We start from the raw sequence: 16,188 nt of genomic DNA on the forward strand, positions 1-16,188 counted from the left end.
TTTTAACAAAAAGCCGAATTGAATCATAAAAGTTGGCTTTTCCTTGTGATTATGCGTAAGAATGAAGCCCCGCAATGACAAGGTTGACAAAGATGAGATTAAACATAATAATGGCGAAGCCGATCACAGCAAGCCATGCGGACTTTTCACCATGCCAGCCTCGCGACAAGCGAAGATGAAGATAGGCAGCATAAAAGAGAAACGTAATCAATGCCCATACTTCCTTCGGGTCCCAGCCCCAAAACCTAGTCCATGCAATTTGCGCCCAGATCATGGCAAAGATCAGCCCGCCTAACGCAAATACAGGGAAACCAATCGAAACCGCCCTATACCCAATTTCATCAACTAAATCTAGGTTCACCTGTTTCACTAGCGGCTGAAGCAGTGCGCTCAGCCGTTTGCGAATGATCAATCGAATGAGTCCGTATATGATCAGCCCTACGCCAAATGACCATAACACCGTATTGACCTTTCTACCTGAAAAAACAGGCGGCAGCTCGACAAACGGTTCCAAACGATCTTCCGTCACAAGCTCCCCTTTATGAGGTCCGACAAGAGCTGGCAGCTCATAGACCATCTCACTTTTTTCTTTATTTTTATCGATCCAATTAAATGTCGCTTCATATCCTGTCATTCTAAAGATAGACGTAACAGCGATAAATGCAAGTGTGACCACAATCATAAACATGACAAGCTCTAAACCAAACGTCTTCTTCCCTGGCTTTGTTTGATCCACATGCTTTAATAGAAAGATGACACCTGCCACAAAGCTGATGGCTAAAATGGCTTGGCCAAGTGCTGCTGTTGTCACGTGAATATAAAGCCAATTACTTTGAAGTGAAGGAATCAGCGGTGAAATATCTGATGGGAACATACTTGCATAGGCAATAATTAATAAAGCGATTGGAAGTGTGAATAAACCAAGTACAGACACTTGATACACAAAATATAAAATGATGAATGCAAGCACCAGCATCATGCCAAAAGCCGTTGTGAACTCAAACAAATTACTGACTGGTGCATGGCCAGATGCGATCCATCTTGAAATAAAATAGCCCAACTGGCTCAAAAAACCGATGATGGTAAGCGTAATGCCAATGAGTGCCGCCTTATTCCTGCGCGGTCCTTCCTCTTTCTTTTTTCCCTTAATGGCACCACCAAAAAAAGGAACTGCCGCTAAATAAAATAGAAAAGCTGCAAATAACAGATTTTCACTGACTGCCGCCATCTAATCCTTCCCCCTTGCTTTTGCTGATACTTGTTGTATCAGGCAGTTCTTTTTGATCAACTGGCTGTTTGATGCCACTGCCGTTCAGTAACACTCCAATATCGGACTTTAAGCCGAACCAGTTTTTGTTTGTATGTCCTGCCACCAATACTTTTCCATCCTTTGCCGACAGCCAGATTCTTCTATGCTGCCAATACATCCCCTGCACGACACCAATCATGAAGATGATTCCGCCTACTATGAGCACGCCAAGTGTTAAATCCTTTCTAACTGTTAACCCTGTAACGTTTTTCGTTTCAACCCGATCAAACTTCATTTTATATAGATTGTTATCAGAACCCTCTACTGTCTCTTGAATGGCGACAAAGCTTTTTTCACCTTTAGGTTTTTCAGGAGAAATCATTTCAAACACGAAAGCAGGATTATTCGGATTCCTTGTTTTCGTACTCGGCGTTCCATCATCGTCAAAATAAAAATCAGGCAGATAGCTCATCACCTTGACTTTGTAACCGCTACCAAGATCATATTCTGACTTAGGCTCCAGCAGATTAATCTTCACTGTACCGAAAGATTTTTCTGTATCTTTACGAATCAGCTGAAAGACCATTTGATCGAGTTCATTTTGTTTAAAATCCACTTGATATAATGAGAAATTGTCAAACTTGAGCGGTTCATTCACTTTGATATCGTGTTCTGTTACCTGCTTCAGCTTGGGCTTTTCACCAAATACAACTTCTCCTTCACGTTTGTATAAAATGGCATCCGTTTTATAGCTTTTCACCACTTGACCGTCGCCAGCTTTTTCAATGGCATTCTCAAACACTTCTTTTTCATTTCCAGTTTCATAGCGATCAATTGAAAACGCATTATTTTTCAAGAAGTATTGACCATCCGTACCTGGAATTGGTGCAGTTTCCCCTTCTCTGACCCAAAGCGTTTCATCCACGTACATGCCCGGGACAAACCGGAGCATCGCTCCAATGAGAAAGATGATTAGTCCAATGTGATTGACGTAAGGTCCCCAGCGTGAAAAACGTCCTTTTTCGGCTAAAATATGCCCATTTTCTTCTCGCACGCGGTAACGCTTTTGTTTCATTGCTCTTATGATGCCTTCATATGTATGCTGATCTAATGTTTTGTCTGTCTCGCTAAACAGACGCTGTCTTCTCATAAAGCCTTCTTTTTTGATAACCCCTTGGTTTTTGAGTGCTCGATAAAGAGGAATAACGCGGTCGAGACTGCAAATGACAAGGGAGATTCCGATTGATGCGACAAGGGCTAAAAACCACCAAGAATTATAAAGATCATGGAATCCAAGTGTGTAATACAGCTTGCCAAACGATCCATATTGCTCTTCATAATACGTGGAAGCAGATGCACCTGGCGGAATAAATCGCTCCTGCGGAAAAATCGTTCCAAGCGAAGAAGCGAGCAGTGTAATGACAATCAGCCACACACCCACTTTAACGGAAGAAAAAAAGTTCCATACTTTATCAACAATCGTTTTGTTGTATGTTTGCGAGCGTCTTGCACTGCCGTCATATCTCATATCAAGCAGCTTTGAAGAGTTTTTCTCTTTAGCCGCAATGGGATTCCCGCATGATTCACATAGAACAGTACCGATTGGATTAATATGTCCACACTCGCACTTTACCTCTTTCATTCTATGACCCCTTTGGTTTAATCAAATTCATATATTCATAGACATTACGTTCTGTCATCGTTCCTTTTATGACTTTGATTACCTTGCCTTCAGGACTGATTAAAAATGTGGTTGGCAGCGGCGTAATATCATATGCCTCTGTCACTTGACGATCTTTGTCCATGGCAACAGGAAAATTCACGCCATAGGATTCCATAAAATTTTTCACGGCAATCTTGGATTCCGCAACATTGACTGCAACAATTTCCACACCGCGATCCTTGAACACTTCATATTGATTCGCCATATAAGGAAATTCTTGTTTACACGGTCCACACCATGTACCCCAAAAATTAAGAAAGACACCTTTGCCTTTTAAGTCCTTTAACTCAATCCGATCCCCATCGACAGATTGAAGGACAAAGTTTGGCGCAATAGATCCTTCTTTGACTCGATCCTGTTTGGCAAATACTGAGTTATACATTGTATAACATAGTGCAGCAAGCATCACGAGGAGAATGCCCGTCCGTATGAAAAACCGTCTTTTTTTCATCTGAAGTACCCCTTCCCCATAGACATTCAGGTAAATTATAGCATTCTCCTTCTTTTGATGCTTCTTCATTTTTTGAAGTTTATGTGAAAATTAAAAAGCGCTTTTCCCATGATCGGCAATTGCTCTCAGGCGCTTTACTTCATGCGGAGACAATTCTCTGCGGTCTCCTGGTCTCATACCTTCAATATGAAGGAACGAATATTGCTCCCTTTTTAGCTTTAACACATCATGTCCAATCGCTTCAAACATGCGGCGCACCTGTCTGTTTCTGCCTTCGTGAATGGTTAATTGAACAATACAAGTTTGCTTTCGTTTATCAATAGAAAGCATTTTCGCACGAGCAGGTGCTGTTTTTTTATGATCTAACATGATCCCTTTTTCTAGCTTTCTAAGCAGTTCTTTTGATGGAATGCCTTTTAGCTTCGCTGCATACGTTTTATCAATTTCGTATTTCGGGTGCATGAGCTTATGGGCAAATTCCCCATCATTTGTAATCAAAATCAAACCGCTCGTATCATAATCTAACCGGCCGATTGGATAAAGACGCTGCGGGACATCATCAAAGAAATCTGTGACGACCTTGCGTCCTTTATCATCCTCGGCAGCCGAAATGACGCCGCGCGGTTTATAAAGCATAAAGTAAACCGGTTCTTCTCTTTCAAGCTTTAATCCATTGACTTCAATTTTATCTGAAGAGCCCACTTTCACTCCGAGCTCTGTCACTGTTTGACCATTAACGGTAACTCGTCCTTCTTTAATTAATTCTTCAGCCTTTCGTCTTGAAGCGACGCCGGCATGTGCAATTACTTTCTGTAAACGTTCCATTTGTCTTTCACCTCATGTACTATCTTACTTGCTTGACTTAAAACAAACAAGCATTCGTGGAAAAATAAGCGTTTCGTCTGTCTAATTTCAGCTAAAAAGCGATTTTCCATCCATGAAATACAAAAAAGCGCCTGATTAGGCGCCGCTAAATAACAAACTGACGATAATCACAGAGGCAATGACACCAATGAGATCTGCTAGCAAACCTACTTTCAGCGCATCTCCCATTTTTTTAATCCCAACTGCTCCAAAATAGACCGTTAAAATGTAAAGGGTGGTGTCTGTTGACCCTTGCATGACAGCTGCAAGCTGGCCAATAAAAGAATCTGGGCCATACGTCGCTATTAAGTCTGATGTCATTCCAAGTGCAGCCGTTCCTGATATCGGGCGAATAAACGCAAGCGGCACGACTTCTGGCGGGAAACCAATCGCTGTAAAGACTGGTTTTAATAGTCCCATAACAAAATCAAGCGCACCTGATGCACGGAATATCGTAATGGCTACAAGCATACCGACTAAATAGGGAATGATTGAAAAGGCAATTTGAATGCCCTCTTTTCCTCCCTCCACAAATGTTTCATAGGTTGGTACCTTTTTAATGGTTCCAGCAATCAAAATTCCTGCGATGATCAGTGGAATCAAAGCAAGTGACAGCCAGTTAATAAATGCCACAAGATCACCCCCGCCTGCTTCTGCGATAGTGGAAATAACGATCGATGATAATTGCACCGATTCCTGAAATGAGTGTTGCTAAAATGGTTGGCCCTACAATGTCTGTTGGCTGATCTGCCCCATAGGTCATTCTTATTGCAATGACGGTTGTTGGCACAAGTGTGATAGAGGATGTGTTGACCGCTAGAAATGTAATCATAGAACGGCTTGCCTCATTTTTTCCGCCGTTTAATGCTTTCATCTGCTCCATCGCCTTAATCCCAAGCGGTGTAGCGGCATTCCCGAGACCAAAGAAATTCGCCATGAGATTGGACAAAATATACCCCATTGCAGGATGATTAGGCGGAATATCTGGGAATAGCTTTGAAATAAAAGGCCGGCACAATTTACTAAAGAATTTTAACAGCCCTGCCTCTTCGGCAATCTTCATGAGCCCGAGCCAAAAAACGAGGACACTAATCAAACCAATTGAAATAGTAACCGCTTCTTTTGAGCCTTTAAATACAGCCTCGTTCACTTCCTGCATCGTTCCATTAAACATCGCATAGACAAGACCGATGACAGTGAGAAATACCCAAATTAGATTGACCATGAAGATCCGCCTATAGATGTCTGAAAGACAGACTTAAACATTTCTTGAAAGCTTTTTTGAGGCATGCGGTTTCGTTTATTTTCATAAAAAATCGGTAATTGCTCGATCACCTGTCCATCTAACAAAATCGTCATTTTTCCTACAACATCTGGGATGGCTTCGGCGTTTTTTTTCCACTTCTTTTCAGGGGTGAGCATTTCCGTTTCAATTTTGACAAGTTTTTTCTCATCTTCATTTAAAAAATAGTCCACATCACGCTTGATAAACGCTTTTTTTTCGTAAAAGGTCCCTTTTAACGAAGCAAGCCTTCCTTTTTCAGCAAGCACATACGTTTTATAGTGATCAAATGCATATTCAAACATAGAAATATGATCCTTCCAGTCGTCAGGTGCATTAATGGTCACAGCGATCAGCTGAGCATCACCCTTTGCAGCGGTGGAGACAAGTGTTCGTTTTGCAAGCTTTGTATATCCTGTTTTCCCTCCAGTGGAATATTCGTATAAACCGGTGAGCAGCTTGTTTTTATTTTTCCAATAGCCTTCCATTGTCTTCGCTTTATAGAAAGTTGTACCGGCAATTTTTTGATATTGTTTATGTTTCATCGCGTATTTTGTTAGGATCGCCATGTCATAGGCTGATGAATAATGATTTTTATGATCATCGAGTCCGTGCGGATTTTGAAAATTCGTATTCTCCATTCCTAGTTCAGCCGCCTTTTGGTTCATCATAAAGATAAATCCTTCTAAGCTGCCGCCAACATGCTCTGCAATGGCAACAGCTGCATCATTTCCAGAACGCAGCATGAGCCCGTATGTCAAATCTTCTAAGCTCACCTTCTGCCCTTCCTTTAAATAAATGGATGACCCCTCCGCCTGAATCGCACGTTTTGATACTTTGACGGTATCTTTCATTTTTCCTGATTCAATGGCTAATACAGCCGTCATGATTTTTGTAATACTGGCGATTCTTCTTTTTTCGTGCTCGTCCTTTCCAAATAGGACTCTGCCTGACTGTCCATCTATTAAAATGGCGCTTCTTGCACTCACTGATAATGAAATGTCTGCTTTGGCATGTGAGGAAAAAGGCAGTAAGAGTGTAAATAGAAGAAGGACTGCTGTTCCAATTTTTAAATAGGGCATGTTCATTCACGTCCTTGTCCGTTTTGTACAAGTGTATGCTCAGCTGAAAAAGTTATGATGCCTCGTCCATAAAAAAAGCGCCTCTACATATAGAGGCGCTTCTTCAAATTGCTTATACCATTTTCACTTGCTGATGAGAAGTCGTATATTCCAGCTCTTCTCTCATCGCTAAAAAGTCTTTTTCTAATGAAGAAAATAATTGTTTCATATCAGCGGATACTTCATGGTGAAAAACAATGCTGCTTTTTCCTGTATAGGCCGAACGGCTGTCTTCATACCATGTATCCTTTTTAGGCGTGAAAAATTCTTCAATACATTGATGATAAATACGGTGGAGCATCTGCTGTGCGGCTTGCTGCGGGAATGTCTGCTGCTGGCCCATTTTCCTGCAAACTGCTGCTGCATCCTCGCTGTACACTGCAAGCTTCCGTAATGTACTCAATATGTCACAATAATAGGCTTCCGCTTCGGGGTTTAATCGTTTCAAGCTTGATAAGGTGGTTTCGTTCAGAAAACCATTCATTTCAATTGCAACCTTTGATAAAAAGACGCCTGCTTGATCAACTTGAGCCTTTACATTCATATGTGCCATTTGTTTCGTGTTTACCTTCCCCTCATGGCTTTGTCACCATTTTATCTGTCATCAAAAGATTTTAGACCTAAAATCTTTTTTATATTTTATCATACATTTTTCATTCTTTTGAACTATTTTATGTCTTCAAATGTTTGATTGAAGTTTTCAAAAAATAGATCGGCCTCTTCTTGTACTCCATCTGCTTCTACATTCTCTGGAAGCGGCGGTAATTCATCTAAAGCCTTTAAGCCAAATTGCTCTAAAAAGGTAGGGGTTGTCCCATACAGAATCGCTCGTCCCGGACCATCGGCACGTCCTACTTCACAGAGCAGTGCTTTGGCTACTAAGCTATGAAGTACCCGCTCTGATTTGACTCCTCTGATCTCCTCTACCTCACTGCGTGTAATCGGCTGTTTATAAGAAACAATGGCAAGCACCTCCAGCGCTGCCTGCGACAAACCCTTGGATGGTGTCTCGACTAATTTTTTTAAATACATGCTGTATTCTTTTTTCGTCAGCAGCATATATGAATCTGCATATTCAATGAGCTCAATCCCTCGTTCTTGTTTTTGATATTCTTCCTTTACGGAAGACATAATGTCGAGTAATACCGACTCATCTACTTCAAGAACAGACATGAGCTGTTTTCTTGTTAAGCCTTCGTCACCTGCTGCATACAGCAGCGCTTCTAAGATGGCTTTCCAATTCACGATATCAAGCGTCATGAATCGTTTCACTCCCTATGATATAAATGTCTTCAAAGTTCCCTTCCTGCTCTAGCATGATTTGATGACTTTTCATCAATTCGAGAACAGCAAGAAACGTCACGACAAGGTGTTCCTTTTGATCATGTTGAAATAGAGTCATGAAATTGGTCCGCTTTTTTGTTTTTCTTAAATGGTTCATAATCTCATTCATTTTGTCTTCAATCGGGATTTCTTGTCTTGTAATCTTTGATGGTGCTGGTTTCGTTATTTTCTTTCGATTTAATACCTTTTGGAACGCACCTAACATATCATACACCGTTACGTGTAAATTTGTGTCCTTCGCTTCTGATTCTTTTGCAAATTCGCTTAAATCACTCGGTGGTTTTGTAAAGGCATTTTGCCTTTCTTCTTCGCGTTCCTTTAGTTCTTGTGCTGCATTTTTATACTTGCGGTATTCAATTAATTTGCCAATCAGCTCTTCTCGAGGGTCTTCTTCCTCTTCGAGCAGGTCTTCATCAAACAGCTCTTCCTCTTGTTTCGGAAGAAGCATTCTGCTTTTAATACTCAGGAGGGTTGCAGCCATGACCAGATATTCGCTCGCAACATCGAGCTCAAGCTCCCTCATCGTGTGGACATATAATAAATACTGCTCCGTAATTTTAGCGACGGGAATATCATAAATATCAATTTCCAACCGGTTAATTAAATGTAAAAGCAAGTCCAAAGGACCCTCGAACGAATCTATTTTCACCTGATATTCCAGCATCTTTTTCTCACCATTTCTACTGTCTTCTAAGTACCGTTTCACCGGCTAACCTTTAGTATAAGACAGGATAAAGCTCTCGTCCAATATAATTTCGGCCATGATGCCTTAGGCAAATCGAGAAAAACAGTGGATCCGCCCATACCAATAAGGGCATTTATACATAGAATACCATTGTAATCAGAACTGATGAAAAAGGAGGCCGTATCATTATGGGAGATGGCTATAACTTCGGCGGAGGATTCGCGCTTATTGTCGTGCTTTTCATCTTGCTGATCATCGTTGGCGCGGCTTGGGTTTATTAAAGAAACAGAGCGTCCTTTTCACTAAAGGGACGCTCTTTCTTCTTTTCTTTTCGATATGTTAGACTGAGAGTGGAAAAGGAGATGACCGCTGTGTATCCTGAAGCGTACGTGGCTTTTTTACACGAATTTCATACGACAAGAGATTATTTTGAGTGTCATGAAATTTTAGAGGAATATTGGAAAGAAGATCCCCCTGAGCAGCGCAAAGAATATTGGGTCGGGCTCATCCAGCTCGCTGTTGCCTTGTATCATCAAAGGCGGGGAAATGGAAAAGGAGCAAAACGGCTTATTTCTAACAGTCTTCATTTGTTAGAAGCAAACCGTTCAGTATTATCGAATCTCGGTCTGGATGATGAGGCATTTCTGATGCTTCTGAGAATGCTGAAAAAGAAAATGGATGAAGATATGCCCTATGAAAGTGTGATGCTGCCAATCAAAGATGAAGCACTTCTTTCTTTATGCCAAGAAATGGCCAAAAAAGAAGGACTGCTCTTTGGACAGGAAAGCAACTTATCCCATACATTTTTAATCGAAAAACATAGACTCCGTGACCGGACAGAAGTTTTGCTGGAACGAAAAAAGCAGATTGAACGTAAAAAAAGCAGAGGACTGTAGCCTCTGCTTTTACATGTGTGATATTTAATTTGATTCGCTGTGACACTTATGAAAGAAGCCTTGCGTTAATTCATTTGGAATGAGTGTTTTGGTTTTAAATATTTCTTCCACGGCTAAAACCATTTCCTTGCCGATTCCTTGATCACGATGGGATGGATTCACACTAATATGCTCAATTTGTACTTGGTCGTCTGTTTTCAACACACCAATAGCACCTACAATATCCTCGCCATCTTTCCATAGGAACAGCTGCCGATCTTCATCCATTTCATATGACTTCATCGTCTGCTGAAGCTGTTTGACGTCTTTCTCACCCGGCATAAAGGACAGAAGCCCCATGGCAATTTTTTCAAAAGACCTCTTGTAACGAATTAACATATATACCCCTCAATATTCAAATTATCCTAATTTCCAGCAAATGTCTTATGATTCATTTGCTCATCACACATTATAAACATTTTTATACCGTTTTTAAACTCTTTTTCACTAAATTAAGAGAACGTTCGATTGAGATTCGCCATTTCAATAGCAGCTGCAGCCGATTCGCTGCCTTTATTTCCTGCTTTTGTACCAGCTCTTTCAATGGCTTGTTCAATAGATTCTGTTGTGAGTACACCAAAGATAATCGGTACCCCTGTTGACATAGCACTCTGAGCAATTCCTTTAGCAGCTTCATTACAAACATAATCATAGTGAGTCGTTGCGCCTCTGATCACGGTTCCAAGTGTGATGACTGCATCATATTTTTTGGTTTCTGCTAATTTTTTTGCCATGTACGGGATTTCAAAAGCGCCTGGTACCCACACAACATCGATATCATCACCATTTGCTCCGTGTCTGAGTAATGTATCTTCTGCTCCATCTAACAGTTTACTTGTAATAAAATCATTGAATCTCGCTACAACGATTGCAAATTTTAGTCCTTCTGCTACTACATGGCCTTGTATTGTATTCATATGTTGATCATCCTTCTTTGTGATTTTTATTTTGTTTCAATAGCGGCTGTTCGATTGTTGTTTAAATATGTCTGTAATGCTTCGATTGTCAGCATCTTTAAATCATGCTGTTTTTGGATCTCCTTTAGTTCAGGGACGCGCGCCATTGATCCATCTGCATTCATAATTTCACATATGACACCCGCTGGCTCTGAGCCTGCCAGTTTAGCAAGATCAACCGCCGCCTCTGTATGACCTGGTCTTTCTAGTACGCCGCCCTCTTTTGCAATAAGCGGAAAAACATGTCCTGGTCGGGCAAACTCTTCTGGTTTTGCGTCTTTATTTAACATGGCCAGCATAGTCGTGGAGCGCTCAAAAGCACTAATACCAGTCGTCGTTGTCACATGGTCGATGCTTACTGTAAACGCTGTATGGTGTGCATCCGTATTATGTTCAACCATTGGATGCAAATTCAGGTGTTTGGCGATCGACGCATGGACTGGCGTACAAATGAGGCCTCTTCCATGTAAAGCCATGAAGTTAATCACCTCAGGTGTGGCATGCTCAGCAAGTGCCACAAAGTCTCCTTCATTTTCTCTGTCTTCATCATCCACTACGATAATGATTTCTCCTTGTTTAAGGGCATTTACTGCCTCATCAACGGAATGATACATACAATCGCCTCCTAGAATCCGTGCTCTTTTAGAAATGATGGGGTCAATCGAGATGGCTGTTTTTCGCTCTGCTCTTTTGTTATAAAGCGATAAATGTATTTACCGATCATGTCACACTCTATATTCACGATATCCCCCATAGATTTAGTCGGGAAAATAGTTCCTTCAAGCGTGTGAGGAATAATAGAGACTGTGACATGTGAATCTCGCAAATCGAAAATGGTCAAGCTGACACCATCTATTGCGATCGAACCCTTTTGGGTGAGCATATCTGTGAGGGTCTTGTTCATCTTTAAATCATAGTAAATGGCATTACTCTTCTTTTCTATCCGGGTAATGACAGCCGTTCCATCAACATGGCCTGAGACAAAATGGCCGCCAAATCGTCCATTTGAGGACATGGCTCGCTCTAAATTCACTGGACTGCCTAGTGTCAGCTGATCCAGCGATGTCGCTTTGACCGTCTCTGGCATCACATCTGCCGCGAACTGTTCTTTTGTGAAGCTAGTGACTGTGAGACATACTCCATTAATGGCAATACTGTCTCCGAGGTGAACATCTTCCAGCACACGGCTGCATGTAATGACAATTTCCATGGCATCTGCTGACTTTTTACTTAATGACTGAACGGTGCCAACTTCTTCAATTATCCCCGTAAACATGTGATCCTCCCTTTCGTTTCATTTGTATTTCTCACTTTTAAAAAAAGCGATGTTAGGGACATGTGATCGATTGAGCACCTTCGTCGCTTTTTATGGTCCATACAAGGTAGATGAGGGATCACCTAATAAACACTGCATGCAGTCTATTAACGACAAAATCATACAGAAAGCCCCGGAAAAAATTCCGGGGCTGTGGTTTTTTTGCATCAGAAATAAGACTATGATCAACAAATATTTTTCGTTCATAGCTTTCTTTATCCTTCTCCCATCCAGACTTTCACTGTCGGCTTCAGCTTTTCACTGAATCAACCGTTAATAAATTAACGGGTCACGGGCTGTAAAGCATTTGCTTTATTACCGTCGGTCGGGATTTTCACCCTGCCCCGAAGGATACAATCGATATTTAGCTGTCCTTAGGGGCTATTATAGCGATCCTTGTTGTCAAATGCAACAATCAAGATTTCTTCACACAAAAAAAGCCTCCTTATAGGAAAGGAGACATGTTAATTTACGACTTTTACTACTTTTATCAGTCCATCTATTCTTTTTTCATTACTAAAGTAGGCTTTAATACGATCGCCTTTTTTCAGATCAGCCACATCATCTTCAAATTTCTTACCATTAAAAATGATTTTTGTGCCATTCTTCGCTTGACCGTAATATTCATCTCCATCAATTTTCGTAATGGTATATTCATAGATGGTGTAATCTTTATCATTATTTGTTAAGCTTTCGCCAATGGCTGTTGGCACATCTTCAATTTTCATGCCATTCATGTATAAATAACCTGCGCCTAAACAAAGCAGTAAAACAAATAAGATCGCAATTTTTAATTTAATTTTCCCCATATTTAGAACCTCCATCATCTGCACTTCGCCTATTTGTATGTTTTATTCCTTCTTTTATTGAAATAAAACCAAAAAAGCTGATTTTCATTAATGGTTACTTATATAACGATTCAGATGGCCCTTTGGTTCCACCTCTTAATCATTACATATGATACGAATATGCGTTCTTTATTAAGGGGGTCTTTTTTCTGTTTATTAGTTCGTAACACACCATACTGCAAGCTTTTCATTATATTCTTTTTTCGAGTGCAAATAAGTCTTCCTCTAACAATTGTGACCGCTGAACAGCGATGCTGCGGCTGTCGCGAACCCCTTGATTATAGTAGTAGCTTCCAAGGTTTTTTGTGATAAATTCTAGTATATTAATGGCTGCTAATTCACCAATCTCTTCTTCTCGTTCTTCAGCAAAATAACGCTGAATGGCCATCGTCATTTGATTTTTCTCTTCTTTTGTGAGTGGTTTCAAAGTATCCCCTTCTTTCTTTCCAATTTCTTCATTTGCATCTGATATGCTGGCACCCCGCAAATACGAATGTTTGTTCTCCTATCATATCATAAAAATACATTCTGTGCATGACTGCCCTATAAGAAAAAGCGTATTTTGATGTAATGGATCAAATACGCTTTCACTATGCTGTATGATTTTTTCATGGAAGCTGTCATAGCGTGTTGTCCATTTTATTTTAAAATGGATAGGATCGTCGCTACAGAATGATCTACAAATGAACGCTCTGGACGTGACTTCATGAGGACGGTAAGCCCGATGAAAGAAACGACCAGTGTCTGTGCTAAGGCTTTAGCATTCAAGCTGCTTTCAAGCTCACCCGAGCGAATACCTTGCACAATCTTTTCTTCAAATATGACCGAAAGATACATCTGATGCTCTCTTGTCAGAATTTCAAATTTCTCTTCGTGTGGAGCAAGTTCCACTATCGTATTAATGCAAAAACAGCCTTTACTCGGGCCATCCCTATATTCCTCTTCCACTACACCTGTAAATAAAGTATGAAATGCTTTCTTTACAGATTGATTGTTTTGAAGTTTTGTTCGAATACGGGCTGCATGCTGCTTTGTATATTTACGTAATGCAGCCTCAAATAACTCCTCTTTATCTCCAAAGGCTGAGTATAAGCTTGGCCGCTGTATTCCCATTTTTGCAGTCAAATCGCTTAACGTTGTAGCTCTATACCCCTTTTCCCAAAAAAGCACCATTGCATCATCCAACGCTTTTTCCTCATCAAACTCACGCTGTCGAACCATCCTCAATTCCTCTTTTCAACAATAAAATCATTTCACCAAAACAATTATTCATTTATTTGTAAGGATATCATTTTTTATTACCAATCAGTACATTATAATTTTATTTTATTCATGTAAAATTGTCAAACTGTCTTTCTGCTTTCAAGATCAACTTAGAATGACCGGATGAAACTCTTGACTTTAAAACATTTCGTTGGTTATCATTAACAGGAATCATTTTATACCGATCGATATATTATACTTTTTAGTATAAAAAGGAGAGGATGCAATGAATGGTTAAAGATAAAATGACTCCAAGAGATCATCCTGATATGAATTTCCGATTAAAACCTGAATCAAAGATGAGTCACTATATGGCACTACTTTTTGCAGCAGCGTGCGGGATGGCTGTTGCAAACATATACTTCGCACAACCGTTACTAGATTCACTGGCTGACGAGTTCGGTATCACGTATTCATCCATTGGTATTGTCATTACGATTACTCAGCTTTGTTATGCGGCGGGGCTGCTACTGATAGTACCGCTTGGTGATCTGTTGAATCGACGACGGCTCATTATCGGTCAGATGCTTTTATCTGTGCTTGCCCTCATTCTAGTCGGCATCGCTCCTATCGTCACTGTCCTATTTCTAGGATTAGCAGTGGTCGGACTGCTCGCTGTAGTCACTCAGGTACTCGTTGCGTTTGCAGCAAGTTGGGCTGCTCCAGAAGAACGCGGCCGTATAGTCGGCTTGGTGCAAAGTGGAATCGTAACCGGCATTCTTCTCGCTCGAACCTTTGCTGGTGTATTAACCGATTTTGCTGGCTGGAGGTCTGTTTATCTTGTTTCTGCCGTCATCATGCTTATCCTAACTGGCGTATTGTTCCGAGTGCTCCCGCGTGATGACAGCAAAAGAGAGTCATTATCCTATGTTCATCTGCTTCGTTCAATGTTTATATTGTTCATACAAGAACGAATCCTGCGCATCCGTGGGATTTTGGCTCTTCTGATTTTTATCGTCTTTGGTACGTTATGGACTTCACTCGTACTGCCTCTCAGTACTCCGCCATACTCTCTTTCACATACTGCAATTGGCGCATTTGGTCTTGCTGGAGCAGCCGGAGCGTTAGGGGCTGCTCGGGCTGGCAGCCTTGCTGATCGAGGTTTTGGACAGTTCACAACTGGTATAGCCCTTGTCCTATTATTCATTTCATGGTTTTTCATCAGTTTGACTGAACATTCACTTATTGCATTAGTCATTGGCATTATCCTTCTTGACCTATCTGTGCAGGCAGTTCATGTGACCAATCAGAGTATGATTTTTACAGTACGGGCTGAGGCGAGAAGCCGGCTTACTGCGGCTTACATGATTTTTTACTCCATCGGCAGTGCGACCGGTTCAATTGTTTCAACCAGTATATACGCGACCTATGGCTGGGGCGGAGTATGTCTCTTTGGTGCCTCTATCAGCGCTTTAGCCATTTTGTATTGGTTCATCACCTAACGAAACAAATCACAGTCGTCTCACAAACAAAATAAAAAAACACCGCGATTAAGCGGTGTTTTTTATTGTTGACAAGGGCTAAAATGAACTTGATTTTAGCCCTTTGTCTTCTTTTCAGCGTGTTTGAAAACCTTTGAAGTCTAGGAAGGGCGAGCACTGGAACGGAGCGAATTTAACATTCGTGAGTACCGGAGCGCAGACCTGACACCGAATGCAAGGGTTTGTCTATACGCTGAAACACCGCGATTAAGCGGTGTTTTAGATTAAGCATCTACAACTTCAACTTTTTCCATGCCTTGCCCTTGCTCCATATCAAGTACAGCCTCGATACCAGATGTTACCTTGCCAAAAACAGTGTGAACACCGTTTAAGTGCGGCTGCGGGTCATGTACGATAAAGAATTGGCTGCCGCCTGTGTCTTTACCAGCATGTGCCATTGATAATGAACCTCTTTCGTGCTGATGTGGATTTCCTTCTGTTTCACATTTAATTGTGTAACCAGGACCACCCGTTCCATTACCGTTTGGGTCGCCGCCTTGGCTGACGAAGCCTGGGATCACGCGGTGGAATTTTAATCCATCGTAGAAGCCTTCATTCGCTAATTTTTCAAAGTTTGCTACTGTACCTGGAGCAGCCTCTGGGTAAAGTTCAAACTCAATTTTCTTTCCATTCGTTAATTGTATGTATCCTTTTTTCGCCATTTTTCACAT

At 41.1% G+C, this 16,188-nt stretch carries 21 protein-coding genes and 1 riboswitch; of the genes, 3 read left to right on the forward strand and 18 right to left on the reverse strand.

Annotated features, from left to right (window positions below):
- Positions 1 to 49 precede the first annotated feature (49 nt).
- The 10 genes from ccsB to MHH61_RS00540 all read right to left on the reverse strand — a co-directional run bounded on the left by ccsB (position 50) and on the right by MHH61_RS00540 (position 8,698).
- A complete protein-coding gene (gene ccsB / locus MHH61_RS00495; protein WP_024428071.1) occupies positions 50 to 1,228 on the reverse strand; it encodes a c-type cytochrome biogenesis protein CcsB in 1,179 nt (392 codons plus the stop codon).
- Complete coding sequence (locus tag MHH61_RS00500; RefSeq protein WP_024422840.1) at positions 1,212 to 2,891, reverse strand: cytochrome c biogenesis protein ResB; 1,680 nt, start codon at positions 2,889 to 2,891, stop codon at positions 1,212 to 1,214. The genes ccsB and MHH61_RS00500 overlap by 17 nt, the downstream gene beginning before the upstream one ends.
- A gap of 1 nt (position 2,892) precedes the next feature.
- Entirely contained in the window at positions 2,893 to 3,423 is a 531-nt protein-coding gene (gene resA, locus MHH61_RS00505; RefSeq protein ID WP_024422841.1) for a thiol-disulfide oxidoreductase ResA, read from the reverse strand.
- Positions 3,424 to 3,513: 90 nt separating this feature from the next.
- Positions 3,514 to 4,248 (reverse strand): 23S rRNA pseudouridine(2605) synthase RluB, encoded by a 735-nt coding sequence (rluB, locus tag MHH61_RS00510; RefSeq protein WP_024422842.1) that lies wholly within the window; start codon positions 4,246 to 4,248, stop codon positions 3,514 to 3,516.
- A 135-nt stretch (positions 4,249 to 4,383) separates the two neighbouring features.
- Positions 4,384 to 4,920 (reverse strand): spore maturation protein, encoded by a 537-nt coding sequence (locus MHH61_RS00515; protein ID WP_024422843.1) that lies wholly within the window; start codon positions 4,918 to 4,920, stop codon positions 4,384 to 4,386.
- 4 nt (positions 4,921 to 4,924) lie between these two features.
- Positions 4,925 to 5,512, reverse strand: a complete 588-nt coding sequence (locus MHH61_RS00520) for a nucleoside recognition domain-containing protein (RefSeq protein ID WP_024428070.1) — start codon at positions 5,510 to 5,512, stop codon at positions 4,925 to 4,927.
- A complete protein-coding gene (locus MHH61_RS00525; RefSeq protein WP_024428069.1) occupies positions 5,500 to 6,651 on the reverse strand; it encodes a D-alanyl-D-alanine carboxypeptidase family protein in 1,152 nt (383 codons plus the stop codon). Before MHH61_RS00525 ends, MHH61_RS00520 begins: the two co-directional genes overlap by 13 nt.
- A gap of 112 nt (positions 6,652 to 6,763) precedes the next feature.
- Positions 6,764 to 7,243: a YpuI family protein gene (locus MHH61_RS00530; RefSeq protein ID WP_024422846.1), complete on the reverse strand. Its 480-nt coding sequence runs from the start codon at positions 7,241 to 7,243 to the stop codon at positions 6,764 to 6,766.
- A gap of 113 nt (positions 7,244 to 7,356) precedes the next feature.
- On the reverse strand, positions 7,357 to 7,950 hold the full coding sequence (gene scpB / locus MHH61_RS00535) for an SMC-Scp complex subunit ScpB (protein WP_024422847.1): 594 nt from the start codon (positions 7,948 to 7,950) through the stop codon (positions 7,357 to 7,359).
- On the reverse strand, positions 7,940 to 8,698 hold the full coding sequence (locus tag MHH61_RS00540) for a segregation/condensation protein A (RefSeq protein ID WP_024422848.1): 759 nt from the start codon (positions 8,696 to 8,698) through the stop codon (positions 7,940 to 7,942). The genes scpB and MHH61_RS00540 overlap by 11 nt, the downstream gene beginning before the upstream one ends.
- A gap of 209 nt (positions 8,699 to 8,907) precedes the next feature.
- On the opposite strand from MHH61_RS00540, the gene MHH61_RS00545 reads away from it, so the two are divergent.
- Complete coding sequence (locus MHH61_RS00545; protein ID WP_012010430.1) at positions 8,908 to 9,000, forward strand: YjcZ family sporulation protein; 93 nt, start codon at positions 8,908 to 8,910, stop codon at positions 8,998 to 9,000.
- Positions 9,001 to 9,090: 90 nt separating this feature from the next.
- Positions 9,091 to 9,615, forward strand: coding sequence for a DUF309 domain-containing protein (locus tag MHH61_RS00550; protein ID WP_087977149.1), 525 nt, complete (start codon positions 9,091 to 9,093; stop codon positions 9,613 to 9,615).
- A gap of 24 nt (positions 9,616 to 9,639) precedes the next feature.
- On the opposite strand, the gene MHH61_RS00555 is transcribed toward MHH61_RS00550, so the two are convergent.
- The 7 genes from MHH61_RS00555 to MHH61_RS00585 all read right to left on the reverse strand — a co-directional run bounded on the left by MHH61_RS00555 (position 9,640) and on the right by MHH61_RS00585 (position 13,994).
- Positions 9,640 to 9,993 (reverse strand): GNAT family N-acetyltransferase, encoded by a 354-nt coding sequence (locus MHH61_RS00555; protein ID WP_024422850.1) that lies wholly within the window; start codon positions 9,991 to 9,993, stop codon positions 9,640 to 9,642.
- Positions 9,994 to 10,106: 113 nt separating this feature from the next.
- A complete protein-coding gene (gene ribE / locus MHH61_RS00560; RefSeq protein WP_029706184.1) occupies positions 10,107 to 10,571 on the reverse strand; it encodes a 6,7-dimethyl-8-ribityllumazine synthase in 465 nt (154 codons plus the stop codon).
- A gap of 26 nt (positions 10,572 to 10,597) precedes the next feature.
- The gene (ribB, locus tag MHH61_RS00565; protein ID WP_080652974.1) at positions 10,598 to 11,224 is read right to left on the reverse strand and encodes a 3,4-dihydroxy-2-butanone-4-phosphate synthase; all 627 of its coding nucleotides are present in this window, start codon (positions 11,222 to 11,224) and stop codon (positions 10,598 to 10,600) included.
- Positions 11,225 to 11,235: 11 nt separating this feature from the next.
- Positions 11,236 to 11,886 (reverse strand): riboflavin synthase, encoded by a 651-nt coding sequence (ribE, locus tag MHH61_RS00570; protein ID WP_025093036.1) that lies wholly within the window; start codon positions 11,884 to 11,886, stop codon positions 11,236 to 11,238.
- Positions 11,887 to 12,139: 253 nt separating this feature from the next.
- Positions 12,140 to 12,281, reverse strand: a riboswitch (FMN riboswitch).
- A gap of 108 nt (positions 12,282 to 12,389) precedes the next feature.
- Positions 12,390 to 12,734: a hypothetical protein gene (locus tag MHH61_RS00575; RefSeq protein WP_008344451.1), complete on the reverse strand. Its 345-nt coding sequence runs from the start codon at positions 12,732 to 12,734 to the stop codon at positions 12,390 to 12,392.
- Between the two features lie 229 nt (positions 12,735 to 12,963).
- Positions 12,964 to 13,200: a DUF2164 domain-containing protein gene (locus MHH61_RS00580; protein ID WP_024422853.1), complete on the reverse strand. Its 237-nt coding sequence runs from the start codon at positions 13,198 to 13,200 to the stop codon at positions 12,964 to 12,966.
- Positions 13,201 to 13,412: 212 nt separating this feature from the next.
- Positions 13,413 to 13,994 (reverse strand): TetR/AcrR family transcriptional regulator, encoded by a 582-nt coding sequence (locus MHH61_RS00585; RefSeq protein ID WP_125587278.1) that lies wholly within the window; start codon positions 13,992 to 13,994, stop codon positions 13,413 to 13,415.
- A gap of 272 nt (positions 13,995 to 14,266) precedes the next feature.
- Here MHH61_RS00585 and MHH61_RS00590 point away from each other — a divergent pair, with 272 nt between their 5' ends.
- Entirely contained in the window at positions 14,267 to 15,478 is a 1,212-nt protein-coding gene (locus MHH61_RS00590) for an MFS transporter (protein WP_125587277.1), read from the forward strand.
- 263 nt (positions 15,479 to 15,741) lie between these two features.
- Here MHH61_RS00590 and MHH61_RS00595 read toward each other — a convergent pair whose 3' ends face one another.
- A complete protein-coding gene (locus tag MHH61_RS00595; protein ID WP_008359679.1) occupies positions 15,742 to 16,179 on the reverse strand; it encodes a peptidylprolyl isomerase in 438 nt (145 codons plus the stop codon).
- Between the last annotated feature and the right edge of the window lie 9 nt (positions 16,180 to 16,188).

The organism is Bacillus sp. FSL K6-3154, from assembly GCF_040869395.1.
Lineage (GTDB): Bacteria > Bacillota > Bacilli > Bacillales > Bacillaceae > Bacillus > Bacillus safensis.

Coding starts and splice junctions, on each gene's coding strand:
- scpB (WP_024422847.1), bottom strand. CDS start 7,950: ATGACGCTTGATATCGTGAATTGGAAAGCCATCTTAGAAGCGCTGCTG.
- resA (WP_024422841.1), bottom strand. CDS start 3,423: ATGAAAAAAAGACGGTTTTTCATACGGACGGGCATTCTCCTCGTGATG.
- MHH61_RS00590 (WP_125587277.1), top strand. CDS start 14,267: ATGGTTAAAGATAAAATGACTCCAAGAGATCATCCTGATATGAATTTC.
- MHH61_RS00555 (WP_024422850.1), bottom strand. CDS start 9,993: ATGTTAATTCGTTACAAGAGGTCTTTTGAAAAAATTGCCATGGGGCTT.
- MHH61_RS00575 (WP_008344451.1), bottom strand. CDS start 12,734: ATGGGGAAAATTAAATTAAAAATTGCGATCTTATTTGTTTTACTGCTT.
- ribE (WP_029706184.1), bottom strand. CDS start 10,571: ATGAATACAATACAAGGCCATGTAGTAGCAGAAGGACTAAAATTTGCA.
- MHH61_RS00525 (WP_024428069.1), bottom strand. CDS start 6,651: ATGCCCTATTTAAAAATTGGAACAGCAGTCCTTCTTCTATTTACACTC.
- MHH61_RS00595 (WP_008359679.1), bottom strand. CDS start 16,179: ATGGCGAAAAAAGGATACATACAATTAACGAATGGAAAGAAAATTGAG.
- rluB (WP_024422842.1), bottom strand. CDS start 4,248: ATGGAACGTTTACAGAAAGTAATTGCACATGCCGGCGTCGCTTCAAGA.
- MHH61_RS00585 (WP_125587278.1), bottom strand. CDS start 13,994: ATGGTTCGACAGCGTGAGTTTGATGAGGAAAAAGCGTTGGATGATGCA.
- ribB (WP_080652974.1), bottom strand. CDS start 11,224: ATGTATCATTCCGTTGATGAGGCAGTAAATGCCCTTAAACAAGGAGAA.
- ccsB (WP_024428071.1), bottom strand. CDS start 1,228: ATGGCGGCAGTCAGTGAAAATCTGTTATTTGCAGCTTTTCTATTTTAT.
- MHH61_RS00530 (WP_024422846.1), bottom strand. CDS start 7,243: ATGGCACATATGAATGTAAAGGCTCAAGTTGATCAAGCAGGCGTCTTT.
- MHH61_RS00540 (WP_024422848.1), bottom strand. CDS start 8,698: ATGCTGGAATATCAGGTGAAAATAGATTCGTTCGAGGGTCCTTTGGAC.
- MHH61_RS00520 (WP_024428070.1), bottom strand. CDS start 5,512: ATGGTCAATCTAATTTGGGTATTTCTCACTGTCATCGGTCTTGTCTAT.
- MHH61_RS00545 (WP_012010430.1), top strand. CDS start 8,908: ATGGGAGATGGCTATAACTTCGGCGGAGGATTCGCGCTTATTGTCGTG.
- ribE (WP_025093036.1), bottom strand. CDS start 11,886: ATGTTTACGGGGATAATTGAAGAAGTTGGCACCGTTCAGTCATTAAGT.
- MHH61_RS00500 (WP_024422840.1), bottom strand. CDS start 2,891: ATGAAAGAGGTAAAGTGCGAGTGTGGACATATTAATCCAATCGGTACT.